We start from the raw sequence: 13,234 nt of genomic DNA, 5'->3' as shown, positions 1-13,234 counted from the left end.
TGTTTCTATTTACTTAAATTCGACTCAATTCCTTCTAAAGAGCTCTCTAAAAGGACAACTTGATTTGCATTTAATATTTTATAAGTACTTAATTCTGAGGCAATTATAACTTCTGAGCCTTTCAAATTACGTGACGACAAATATACATTATTATTCGACGTACCCAACACAAACAGAGATTTTTTATTCTGTAAGTCTAACGCATTCAATACCGCTGTAAAGTTTTTAGTCTTTGGAGCATCAAAATTAAAGTCCTCAAGGACAATAATAGACTTTTCATTTGCCTTGATACTTAAAGCTGATTTACGCGCTAAACGTTTTAAGCTTTTGTTAAGTTTAAATGAATAGTTTCTTGGTCTTGGTCCGAACATACGTCCTCCACCTCTAAAAACTCCTGACTTAATACTACCTGCTCTGGCTGTACCAGTACCCTTTTGTTTTTTAATCTTACGTGTACTACCAATAATCTCAGCACGCTCTTTAGCTTTGTGAGTTCCCTGTCTTTGGTTTGCTAAATATTGCTTAACGTCCAAATATACAGCGTGATTATTAGGTTCAATAGCAAAAACACCGTCAGAAAGGTCTGCCTTTCTACCTGTTTCTTTTCCGTTTATATCTAAAACTGCTACTTTCATTATTTTCTGATAATTACATAAGCGTTTTTATGTCCAGGTACACAACCTTTAACAACTAGTAAATTCTTTTCAGGAACTACTTTTAAAACTCTTAAATTTTCAACTTTAACTGAATCTGTTCCCATTCTTCCTGCCATACGCATTCCTTTGAATACTCTTGCTGGATAAGAAGCTGCTCCAATAGATCCTGGTGCTCTTAAACGGTTATGCTGTCCGTGAGTAGCTTGACCTACACCACCAAACCCATGACGTTTTACAACCCCTTGAAATCCTTTTCCTTTAGATGTACCTGATACATCAACAAATTCACCTTCTACAAAGTGCTCAACAGTGATTGCATCACCTAACTTGTACTCCGCATCAAAACCTTTGAATTCAACGATTTTGCGTTTTACAGAAGTCCCTGCTTTTTTAGCATGACCTAAGTCAGCTTTAGTAGCACTTTTTTCTGTCGCGTCATCGAAACCAAGTTGAACAGCATTATAACCGTCAACTTCTTCAGTTCTGACTTGGGTAACGATACATGGTCCAGCTTCGATTACTGTACATGGTACATTCTTACCATTTTCATCGAAAATGCTGGTCATACCGATTTTTTTTCCAATTAACCCAGACATAATTATTATTTATTTGTTATTACTATTTATTAAAAAATATTCAAGGCCGAAAATACGTTTCAGCCTTGAATTGTATTTTTACCGTTTTTCCTTCGCTCGAAGCTTAGGACATGTTTCGTTTAAAACCTTTAAACGAATTAATTACTTAAACTTTGATTTCTACTTCTACTCCACTTGGTAATTCAAGCTTCATTAAAGCATCAATAGTCTTAGAAGATGAAGAGTAAATATCCAATAATCTCTTGTAAGAGCTTAATTGAAATTGTTCTCTAGACTTCTTATTTACGTGTGGTGAACGTAATACAGTAAATATTTTTTTATGAGTTGGTAATGGAATTGGCCCAGTTACAACAGCTCCTGTACTTTTTACTGTCTTTACAATCTTCTCAGCAGATTTATCTACTAAATTGTGATCGTAAGATTTTAATTTTATTCTGATTTTTTGACTCATTTTCTTTAAGATTTACGATTCAACGCCTTTAGCAGCTTTTATTACTTCTTCTGAAATATTAGAAGGAGTTTCAGCATAATGTGAAAATTCCATTGTAGAAGTAGCTCTACCAGAAGATAACGTTCTTAATGTAGTTACATATCCAAACATTTCTGATAATGGCACGGTTGCTTTTACAGTTTTTGCACCAGCTCTATCTCCCATGTCACTCACTTGACCTCTTCTTCTATTTAAATCTCCAACGATATCACCCATGTTTTCTTCAGGAGTAATTACCTCAAGTTTCATAATAGGCTCCATAATTACAGCTTTTGCAGCTTTAGCACAGTTTTTGAAACCTAACTTAGCAGCTAACTCGAAAGATAATTGATCAGAATCCACGTCGTGGTAAGATCCATCTTTAAGAGTTACTTTCATAGCATCAATTTCATAACCTGCTAATGGTCCATTAACCATAGCCATCTTAAATCCTTTTTCAATTGAAGGAATAAATTCTTTAGGAACGTTACCACCTTTAATTATAGACTCAAATTGAAGTCCAACAACACCTTCGTCTGCTGGCTCAACAGTAAATACAATATCAGCAAATTTACCACGTCCACCAGATTGTTTCTTATAAACTTCTCTGTGATCTGCAGATGCTGTAATAGCTTCTTTGTACTCTACTTGAGGTTGACCTTGATTAACCTCTACTTTAAATTCACGTCTTAAACGATCTACAATTACATCTAAGTGAAGCTCACCCATACCAGAAATAATAGTCTGACCAGAAGCCTCGTCTGAACGTACTGTAAAAGTAGGATCTTCTTCTGCTAGTTTAGCTAATCCAATACCTAATTTATCAACATCAGCCTTAGTTTTAGGCTCTACTGCAATACCAATTACTGGATCAGGAAAGTCCATAGATTCTAATACTATAGGATGCTTCTCGTCTGAAAGTGTATCTCCAGTTTTGATAGATTTAAATCCTACAGCAGCTCCAATATCTCCAGCCTCAATAAAATCAATTGCATTTTGCTTGTTAGCGTGCATTTGATAGATACGTGAGATACGTTCTTTTTTACCAGAACGATTATTTAACACGTACGAACCTGCATCTAAACGACCTGAATAAGCTCTAAAGAATGCTAAACGTCCTACGAAAGGATCTGTAGCAATCTTGAATGCTAAAGCAGCAAAAGGCTCATCAACACTTGGCTTACGTAATTCTTCTTTTTCTGTCTCTGGATTCACACCTTTAATTCCTTCCTTATCCATTGGAGAAGGCAAGTAACGACATACAGCGTCTAATAAGAACTGAACACCTTTGTTTTTAAATGCTGAACCACAAATCATTGGAATGATTGCCATATCCATTACAGCAGCTCTAAGTGCAGCATGCACTTCTTCTTCTGTAATAGAGTTTTCATCTTCCATAAATTTCTCTAAAAGATTCTCATCATAACTTGCTACTTCTTCAATTAAAAGTGCACGATATTTACGAGCTTCTTCCTTCATATCCTCAGGAATTTCGATAACATCGAATGTTGCTCCTTGAGTTTCATCGTGCCATACAATCGCACGGTTTTTCACTAAATCAATGATACCTTTAAAATCCTCTTCGTCACCAATATTTAAAACGATTGGCACCGCATTTGATTTTAACATATCTTTTACTTGTTGACAAACCCCTAAAAAGTCTGATCCTTGACGGTCCATTTTGTTAACGAAACCAATTCTAGGCACTTTATAGTTATCAGCTAATCTCCAGTTAGTCTCTGACTGAGGCTCAACACCATCAACAGCACTAAACAAGAATACTAAACCATCTAATACACGTAAAGATCTATTTACCTCTACAGTAAAATCTACGTGACCAGGAGTATCAATAATATTAAAATGATAATCTTTAGTATCAGGAGTAGGTTCTGCGTTTTCTAAAGGAAACTTCCATGTACAAGTTGTTGCAGCAGATGTAATAGTAATACCACGTTCTTGCTCTTGCTCCATCCAGTCCATTGTTGCAGCACCATCATGTACTTCTCCAATTTTATGTGAAACACCTGTATAATAAAGAACTCGCTCAGTTGTTGTAGTTTTACCTGCATCAATATGAGCAGCAATTCCAATATTTCTTGTGAATTTTAAATCTCTAGCCATGTCTTATTAAAATCTAAAGTGAGAGAATGCTTTGTTTGCCTCTGCCATTTTGTGAGTATCTACACGTTTCTTAACTGCTGCTCCTTCTTCTTTAGCTGCTGCTAAAATTTCTGAAGCTAAACGTAATGCCATAGATTTTTCGTTTCTCTTACGAGAATAACTAATCAACCATTTCATTGCAGTTGAAACCTTACGATCTGCACGTATTGGGTTAGGTATTTGAAACGTTGCTCCACCAACTCTACGACTACGCACTTCTACGTGAGGCATAACGTTAGACAATGCGTCTTTCCAAATTTCTAAAGCTGTTTTTTCTTCGTCTGTCTTTTTAGTATCTACGATGTCAATTGCATCATAAAACACCTTAAAGGCTACAGACTTCTTTCCGTCCCACATCATCATATTAACAAATCTAGTTACTAACTGATCGTTAAAGCGAGGATCTGGTAAAAGCGGTCTTTTTTTCGCTGCTCTTTTTCTCATGTCTTCTTCTTAAGTTTTTTAATTAACTTTTAGGGCGTTTTGCACCATACTTAGATCTACGTTGTGTTCTACCTGCAACACCTGCTGTGTCTAAAGCACCACGAACGATGTGATATCTAACTCCTGGTAAATCTTTTACCCTTCCACCTCTAACCAATACTATCGAGTGCTCTTGTAAATTGTGACCTTCTCCACCGATGTATGCATTTACTTCGTTTCCGTTTGTCAAACGAACCCTTGCTACCTTACGCATTGCTGAGTTAGGTTTTTTAGGTGTCGTTGTATAAACACGAGTACACACACCACGTCTTTGAGGACACGAATCTAAAGCAGCCGATTTACTCTTCTTGGTTATTTTGGCTCTTCCTTTTCGTACTAATTGTGAAATTGTTGGCATATAACTTTAATATAATTTTATGTTACCTCTCTCTAAGAGGGCTGCAAAGGTAGAAATTAAATTTGATTAATCAAACGTTAATTCATTAATTTTCAACAGAATTTAAAAATAAAAGACAACAATACATTAAAAGGGAAGATTTTTACGTTAATTTATAATTTAACCTATAACTATCGCAACTTGAATTATAAATCACCAGCTCTAGTACTTTTTCTTCTTTTATTTAACTTTAGTTTGAGTCAAGAAAAAATCTTAAATATCTCTGGAACGAACATTGAAGACGAAACAATTATCTCTAAATATAAATATGAAAGTAAGCACGAAACATTAAAACAATTAATGGAAGAAGTTTCTAAGTTTCAGCAAAAGCTTAAAACAAGTGGATATATAAATAACAACTTAAAAAACTTAATTAAAGACAGCGACTCAATTTACTTGGCTAAAATTGAACTGAAAAACAAAATAGAAAATTTAATCGTAAAATTAGACAGTAATATTATTAAGCAATATTATTTTTCGAAACTAAATCTAAAAAAAAATAAGGACAACACCATTATAATTCCTTATTCAAAAATTGAAACCGAACTTTTGAGATACAATAAAATTATTGCATCATCAGGCTACCCTTTTTCTTCATTAAAACTAACTGACATAATTAAAACAAACCAAAATACTCTGACAGCCAAATTAATTGTAAGCGTTGATGACATAAAAAGAGGATTAGATAAAATAATAATTAAAGGCTATGAAAAATTTCCTAAATCATTTTTAAAGCGCTTTTTAAAAATAAACACAAATAGCACTTTTAACATAGACGCTATTAATAGGAAAACTAAAGCATTAAAAAACTTAAATTTTGCAAGACAATCAAAAAGTCCTGAAATATTATTTTCAAAAGATTCAACACACCTTTATTTATATCTAGAAAAAATGTCTAGCAATAATTTTGATGGATATATTGGATTTACAACTAACGAAAAAACTGACAAATTAGAGTTTAACGGGTATTTGGATTTGATGCTAAACAACAATTTAAATTACGGGGAAACATTACACTTAAATTATAAAAGTGATGAAAGTGATCAAAAAAACTTTAACCTTACAACAAGTCTTCCATATATATTTTCTTCTCCCATTGGACTTGAGGCAAGCTTACAAATTTTAAAAAGAGACTCCACCTTTATAAACACAAAACAAAAAGCCAATCTATATTATCAAATAAATGATGCTAATCGTGTTTATGCAGGAATTACAGCAACAGAATCCAGTAACCTATCAAATAATGATAACATAACCAACATTACAGACTTTAATAGTAATATTTACACATTAAAATATCAATATCAAACGTTGCAAAACGAAGACAAAATTTTTAAAACAAAAACAAACCTAAACTTAGAAATTGGTGTTGGATCACGGAATACATCAGTAAAAAAAACAAAACAAAGCATCTTAAATTTAACTGGAAATCACATTTTTAATTTAAACCAAACTAATAGCATTTATTTAAAAACAATAATTCAAAGACTTGAATCTGACAACTATTTTGAAAACGAATTATATAGGTTTGGAGGTATAAATACTATAAGAGGATTTACAGAAAACAGTTTAACAGCAAATAGTGTTAACATATTAATATCAGAATATAGATATAGACTAAGTGAAGGTCTATTTGTAAACTCAGTTTTAGACTACGCTAACTTTGAAAACAAACTATTAAATCAAAACGAAAATCTATTTGGTTTTGGGTTTGGTTTTGGAGTACTAACTAATAGCGGATTATTACGATTTATATATGCCAATGGAAAGACTGAAAATGAAAAGGTCAAATTCTCAAATTCTAAGATACACTTGAGTTTAACTGCTAATTTTTAGGTAAAACTTATAGTATTAATGAATATTTCAAAAAAAAATTGAAATTTTAACCAATAAATATTGTTTAATTAACTTTTTATTATGATTTTTGGCATAGACTAATTCAAATAAATTATAAAATGAAAACAAAGTTTAGTGGAATTTTAACGCTATTTCTAGCGTTTGTTGTGCAACTATCGTTCGCACAAGACAAAACAGTTTCAGGAGTTGTTTCTGACGAAAATGGGTTGCCTTTACCTTCGGCAACTATTGTAGTTAAAGGAACTTCTCAAGGAACAACAACAGATTTTGATGGTAATTACTCTATTAGTGTAACAACTGGTGGTGTATTAACATTTAGTTATGTTGGTTACGGTACTAAAGAAGTGAAAGTTGGTGCTAGTAACAGTATTAATGTAAGCCTTGAGCCAGATAATGCTCTTGATGAAGTAGTAATTACCGTTTTAGGTATTGAAAGAAAAGCAGATGAGCTTACTGCAGCTACTGAAACTGTAGATGCAGAAGTGTTGACACAGGCTTCTAACCCTAACGTAATACAGAGTTTAGCTGGTAAAGTATCAGGATTAAAAATTAACACAACAAATAATGGTGTTAATCAATCAACTCGTATTGTATTAAGAGGTAACAGATCGTTAACAGGTAGTAACGAAGCTTTAATTGTAATTGATGGAGCGATTTCATCAGCTAACACTTTAGCTAATTTATCACCAGAGATTATTGCTTCAACTAACGTTATTAAAGGAGCTGGAGGTAGTGCACTATATGGTTCTCAAGGAGCAAATGGTGTAATCATCGTTACTACAAAAAGAGGAACTAGTGATGAAAAAATCAAAATTGATTTCAACAGCTCAATTCAATTTGAGTCAGTTTCTTTCTTACCTAAAAGACAGACTAAATACGGTCAAGGTTGGAATGGTGGTCACGTAGCTTATGAAAACGGAGGATGGGGTCCAGAATTTGATGGATCAATTATGCCTGTAGGTTTAGCTCAAGCTGACGGATCATATATTATGGCACCATATTCTGCTATTGAAGACAATATCAAAGATTTCTTTAAAACTGGTACAATTAAGCAAACAGGAGTTTCTATCTCAGGTGGAGATGCATCTTCTTACGCTTTATTATCTGTAAACAGACAAAACACTGATTTCGTTGTAGATGGAGATGAATTAGGAAGAACAAACATCTTATTTAAAGCTGGAAAAACAATCGGTAAATGGGAATTAGGTGGTAACGTTAACTACGTAAACTCAAAAACAAGTACTACTACTTCTGGTTTATTTACAGAGTTATTACAAACTGCAACAAACATTCCTGTTGGATTATTTTCTCAACCTTTAAACCAATACCACTGGACATCATACTATAGAAGTCCATATTGGATGAGAGACAACATCAGAAACAACAATGAGTCTGATCGTTTTAACGGAATCATCAATTTAAAATACCAAATTAATGATAACATTAACGTAAGTTCTCTTTCAAGTTTAAGAACTTTCAGCAGCAACTTCTTAGGTTACACTAATGGATATACTGACCTTTTAGGTGTTGGTGGTGGAGATCACTCTACTGTATCTAACTTTAGTACAAATAACCAAGAGTCTAAGAACATCTATAACGATATTTTCTTAAACTTTGATTATATGTTAAGTGACGATGTTTCTTTAAAAGCAACATTAGGTAACAACATTCAAGATAACTTATCTACATTAACAAGTGTAGCAGGTAGTAACTTAACAATTCCTGGTTTCTACAACATTGATAACATTACAGGAACACCAACAGTATCTAACAGCTCATTTAGAAGTAGAAGTTATGCTGTATTTGCAAGTGTGGATTTAGGATATAAAGATTTCTTATTTGCTACTTTAACAGGTAGAAATGACTGGACTTCAAGATTAAATAGTGATAACAACTCTTTCTTCTACCCAAGTGCAGGTTTATCTTTCATCCCAACTAAAGCATTCCCAGAATTAAAAGGAGATGTTTTAAACTATGCTAAAATTTCTGCTAACTACGCAAGAGTTGGTAACGACCGTGTAGGAACTTACGAAATTAACAGTACTTACAACCAAGTAGGTGGATTCCCATTTGGAGGTCTTAACTCTTTTGGAGTAGACGCAAGTGTAGCTGACCCTAACTTAGTTAATGAGTTTATTACAAACAAAGAAATAGGTTTAAACTTAGCATTCTTTAAAGGAGACCGTGTAACACTTAACGCATCTTACTATGTAACAAATAACACGGACTTAGTTACTAACGTAACTTCGTCAACTGCTTCAGGATTAACTCAATCTACTATTAACATTGGAGAAACAGAAACTAAAGGTTTTGAAATTGACTTAGGTCTTACTCCATTCAGAACAGATGATTTAAGATGGGACATAAACTTCAACATTGCTTCTGATGAAACAATCGTTAAGAAAGTATCTGATAACACAGATGAAGTTTCTTTAGGAAACGGAAATGCAGATGTAGGTATCTTCGCTACAGTAGGTGAAGCTTTCCCTTTAATTAAAGGTACAGGTTACCAAAGAGATCCTAATGGACGTGTCTTAATTGACCCTTCTACAGGAAACCCATTAAAAACAGCTGAATTTATTAACTTAGGTGTTGCTAACCCTGACTATGTTTTAGGTTTAAGTACTTCATTAACATACAAAGGATTTAGATTAGCAGGTGTATTTGATTACAGAACTGGAGGTCAATTCTGGGCTGGTACTAAAGACTGGTTATCTTGGAGTGGACACTTAGTAGAATCTGCTGAGAACGGAAGAAGAGGATTTATTTTCCCTAACTCTGCTATCGAAACTTCTCCTGGAGTATATGCTGCTAATACAAACGTTATTACAGGAGGTACTACTTACGCAAATTACTTAGATTATTTCTCTAATGAATACAGAGATGTATCAGAAAACTTTGTTTTAGATGCAACTGCTTTTAAAGTAAGAGAGCTTTCATTAAGCTACAGTTTAAACCAAAAGGCTTTAGATGCTATTGGATTTAGCTCTGTAAGAGTTGGTGTAAATGCAAGAAATCCTTTTGTCGTATTACCTAAAGAAAACAGAGGATATGCAGATCCAGAATTCTCTAACACTACAGGAAATGCTCAAGGTTTAAGTGTATCTGGACAATATCCAGCAACTAGAAGTTACGGACTAACAGTTAATTTAACTTTTTAATAAATACAAAAGATGAAAACAAAATTTAATATTATACTATTAGTAATTCTTACGATTACTATGTCATGTAGTAATTATTTGGATATCAACGACAATCCAAATAGTCCATCTGCAGATGTTGTAACGCCTGATTTAGTATTAGCAGGTGCATTAGCATCAACTTATAGACAACAAGCTAGAAGAATGAACATTCTAGGAAACGTAATGATGAACCGTTGGGGAGCAAACGTAAATGCTTTTACAGGAGGTTTCTCTGAAGAGTTCTCATTAGCGATAGATAATGGTTTTTATGATGATATCTATGATGGATTATATCTAACAACTGCAAACTTTCAAGCTATCTTAGACTACCAAGGAGATGACTATAACAACCATAAAGCTATTGCTAAAATCATGAAAGCGTATTACTTTCAATATTTAGTAGATTTATATGGAGATATCCCTTACACTGAAGCTCATAAAGGAATTGCAAACTTAACACCTACTTACGATGATGATGCAACAATTTACAGATCATTAGTATCAGAAGTAGATGATGCTATTGCTTTAATTGCATCTTCAGGATCTTCTGCAGCAGTAGGATCAGAAGATATCGTTTATGGTGGAACAATGTCAAACTGGGTGTTATTTGGAAACACGCTTAAATTAAGATTATTATTAAGACAATCAACTAAGGCTTACACATTAGCAAATGATGCTGAATTAGCGACGTATTTAGATACACAATTTGCAGCTTTAGACGGAAGTTCTTTCATCAATCTTGATGCAACAATTAACCCAGGATATTCAAATGGTCAAGTTGCACAACAAAATCCATTTTATGCTTTAATGTTCTCAAATGATGAGTCTACATCTGTAAGCTATAACTTCTACAGAGGTTCTGATTACGCAATTGAATTCTTAAAAGGAAACTTCCCAGGAGCTGTACCAGATGCAAGATTAGGTCAACTATACGGATTAAACGATGATAACCAATATGTTGGTCATACACAAGGATTTGATGGAACGCAATCTCCTGCAAGTCTTTCTCCAATCGGACCAGGTTTAGTTATAAACTCTGCTCAAGATGGTTATTTAATGACCGCAGCTGAATCTTATTTCCTACAAGCTGAAGCGCAATTATTAGGTAAAATAAGTGGTGATGCTCAAACATCTTTCCAAGCTGGTATCGATGCTTCTTTCAACTTATTTGGTGAAGATTCATCAACTTATAATCCAACAACTCCAACAATTGGATGGGCTGGTACTGATGCTGAAAAAACTGCTGCTATTATGAGACAAAAATGGGTAGCCTTAAATGGAATTAATGGTATTGAATCTTATATCGAGTTTACAAGAACTGGATATCCAGCAGGAATACCTTTAGCTACAACTGCTCAGTCATCAACAAGACCAAAAAGATTATTATATCCTTCGTCTGAGTTAATATCAAACGCTTCTAATGTGCCATCTGTAAGTAGTGCTCAAGCTTTTGCAACTGGACCATTTTGGGCTCAATAAACTATAAAAAAGAAAAAAAATGAAAAATTTAAGAACTTATTTGTTAGCAGTTTTAAGCTGCTCGCTTTTAGCATCATGTATCGTTGATGACGAGATAGATGTAAACGATGAATATTTTAATGGACCTTTAGTGGTTGGATTTAAAACAGACGACAACTTAGGAAACTTTGTTGAAGAGACAGGTGCTCAGTTTGATTTTGATATTCCAGTACATGTAATTGGAGGTGCCTCTGGACAACCAGCTGGATCTACTATTACAATGACTTATGAAATTGGTACATTTGCAGATTTAAAACTCTCTGAAGGAGAGTTAGCTGAACTAGAAACGATGTTAGATATTAATAATACTCCACTTGATCCAAGTGATGATGTTAGAAAATATCCAATAGCTGTTCCTGGAACTCATTTTGACTGGGTTGACACAAATTTAGAAACAACTATACCTGCAAACGCAACGTTTGATTTAATTCCAATTAAAGTTAATAACGATGCTTTAGACAATGCAAAAACAACTGTTTTTGTTATTAATCTAAAAACATTAGTATCAGTTGAAGATGTAGTAATTGCAGAGCAATACGAATCAGCTTTAGTAAGATTACAATTATGTCGTACTGATTTAGCTGGAACATATAGTGTAAACTATGCTACACCTGCTAATCACACCATTACACATTTAGGTGCTGGTAACTATCAGTTAGACTCTATGTTTGGATGGCCAGGAGCTGGATATACATCTTACTTCTATGCTTGTGCTGGTAACTTAATCTTTACTGAATGGAGATTTTCTAACGAAATTATTCAAGGAAGACCAGGTTATGTTGATCAAGCTACGGGACAAATAGTATTCCCAGAATTTGGAATAGGAAGAGCGAGTGGACCTCCAATCTACTCAGGATCTACTTGGGTATTAACTTTACAATAAAAAATAGAAAACGATGAAATACATTAAAAATATACTGTTATCATGCACTGTTGTAGCCCTTACATCTTGTGTTAACGATGATGTAAATTACACTGTAACAGACAAGCCTGTTGTATCTATGACAGGACAAACTGCTAATAGCGTAATGGAAGGAGAAACAATTACGGTTTCTTTAGCAACAAACAAGGCCTACAAGGAAGAAATGGACTTTAAATTGGAACTTGTTTCTGGTGGTTCTAACTCTGACTATTTTGTAAGTGATGCAGACGGATTGCCAGTAGGTGCAACTACTGTCGACGATGGTTTTGGAGACTTTGGTTATAAAGTAGAATTTCCTGCATATGCAGAAACACATACTTTTAACATTACAGCTGTACAAGACGTTTTAAAAGAAGGTACTGAAAATTTAAGATTTAAATTAACTAGTGCAGACAATAAAAACGGATTAGCTGCAGGTGGAGCTATCTATATTGATTTAGAAGTTACTAACTTTGTTAGTGATTTTCCATCAATTGTTGTTGATTGGGATATCCCTGTAACTTACACAACTATCGAGCGAAACATTATAGAAACAGTTTTAGATGATGAAGAAGTTGTTCATACTGAGAGCTTATGTGGACTTGTAGATTTTGACTTTTATTTATCGTCTTATGATGCTTACGCATTTACAGGTGATTGTCCAGAAGTTGTTGATCAAAACACAGTAAATAGTGGTACTATCGGAAACGGTATTTTAGCTGATGGTACTTATGACCTAATAGTTGACTTATGGGATTACGACTTAGCTTTAAGTGCTTCTGTTAATGAAATATTAGCTGCAGATTTTGCTTTCCCTTTCAATGTTGAAATATCTCATATAGGTACTTTTAATACTAGCATTAGCTTCCCTGCTTTATACTTATCATCTTCATCTACTAGCGCATCAGCTGGAGGATCAGGAGAGAGATTAGTTGCTACAATTGAAGTAGTTGGTGGAAAATATAAAGTTTATGACAGCTTAGGCGAACTAGTTGCTGCTGAGTAATACATTAAT

Annotated in this window: 11 protein-coding genes; 5 read left to right on the top strand and 6 right to left on the bottom strand. The window is 33.8% G+C overall.

The window, feature by feature from the left end; genetic code table 11:
• Window positions 1-5: 5 nt before the first annotated feature.
• From rplD to rpsL, 6 genes are all read right to left on the bottom strand, one after another.
• Window positions 6-635 carry a 50S ribosomal protein L4 gene (rplD, locus tag M890_RS0112555; protein WP_028283870.1) on the bottom strand — a complete coding sequence of 210 codons (630 nt, stop codon included), beginning with the start codon at window positions 633-635 and terminating at the stop codon, window positions 6-8.
• Window positions 635-1,252, bottom strand: a complete 618-nt coding sequence (rplC, locus tag M890_RS0112550) for a 50S ribosomal protein L3 (RefSeq protein ID WP_028283869.1) — start codon at window positions 1,250-1,252, stop codon at window positions 635-637. Before rplC ends, rplD begins: the two co-directional genes overlap by 1 nt.
• Window positions 1,253-1,397: 145 nt before the next feature.
• Window positions 1,398-1,703, bottom strand: a complete 306-nt coding sequence (gene rpsJ, locus M890_RS0112545) for a 30S ribosomal protein S10 (RefSeq protein ID WP_010181931.1) — start codon at window positions 1,701-1,703, stop codon at window positions 1,398-1,400.
• A 12-nt stretch (window positions 1,704-1,715) separates the two neighbouring features.
• The gene (gene fusA / locus M890_RS0112540; RefSeq protein WP_028283868.1) at window positions 1,716-3,842 is read right to left on the bottom strand and encodes an elongation factor G; all 2,127 of its coding nucleotides are present in this window, start codon (window positions 3,840-3,842) and stop codon (window positions 1,716-1,718) included.
• 6 nt (window positions 3,843-3,848) lie between these two features.
• On the bottom strand, window positions 3,849-4,325 hold the full coding sequence (gene rpsG, locus M890_RS0112535; protein WP_028283867.1) for a 30S ribosomal protein S7: 477 nt from the start codon (window positions 4,323-4,325) through the stop codon (window positions 3,849-3,851).
• Between the two features lie 22 nt (window positions 4,326-4,347).
• Window positions 4,348-4,722, bottom strand: a complete 375-nt coding sequence (gene rpsL / locus M890_RS0112530) for a 30S ribosomal protein S12 (RefSeq protein ID WP_028283866.1) — start codon at window positions 4,720-4,722, stop codon at window positions 4,348-4,350.
• Between the two features lie 234 nt (window positions 4,723-4,956).
• Between rpsL and M890_RS0112525 the strand changes: the two genes are divergently transcribed.
• The 5 genes from M890_RS0112525 (at window position 4,957) to M890_RS0112505 (ending at window position 13,225) form a co-directional block, all read left to right on the top strand.
• On the top strand, window positions 4,957-6,597 hold the full coding sequence (locus M890_RS0112525; RefSeq protein WP_051437530.1) for a POTRA domain-containing protein: 1,641 nt from the start codon (window positions 4,957-4,959) through the stop codon (window positions 6,595-6,597).
• Window positions 6,598-6,716: 119 nt separating this feature from the next.
• Complete coding sequence (locus M890_RS16150; RefSeq protein WP_051437529.1) at window positions 6,717-9,779, top strand: SusC/RagA family TonB-linked outer membrane protein; 3,063 nt, start codon at window positions 6,717-6,719, stop codon at window positions 9,777-9,779.
• 12 nt (window positions 9,780-9,791) lie between these two features.
• Complete coding sequence (locus tag M890_RS0112515) at window positions 9,792-11,279, top strand: SusD/RagB family nutrient-binding outer membrane lipoprotein (RefSeq protein ID WP_084553675.1); 1,488 nt, start codon at window positions 9,792-9,794, stop codon at window positions 11,277-11,279.
• 19 nt (window positions 11,280-11,298) lie between these two features.
• On the top strand, window positions 11,299-12,201 hold the full coding sequence (locus M890_RS0112510) for a hypothetical protein (protein ID WP_028283863.1): 903 nt from the start codon (window positions 11,299-11,301) through the stop codon (window positions 12,199-12,201).
• A 13-nt stretch (window positions 12,202-12,214) separates the two neighbouring features.
• The gene (locus tag M890_RS0112505) at window positions 12,215-13,225 is read left to right on the top strand and encodes a hypothetical protein (protein ID WP_028283862.1); all 1,011 of its coding nucleotides are present in this window, start codon (window positions 12,215-12,217) and stop codon (window positions 13,223-13,225) included.
• The last annotated feature ends 9 nt before the right edge of the window (window positions 13,226-13,234 follow it).

The sequence above is a fragment of the Olleya marilimosa CAM030 genome, assembly GCF_000518485.1.
Classification (GTDB): Bacteria; Bacteroidota; Bacteroidia; order Flavobacteriales; family Flavobacteriaceae; genus Olleya; species Olleya marilimosa.
This window is presented reverse-complemented; position numbering and strand designations above follow the sequence as displayed.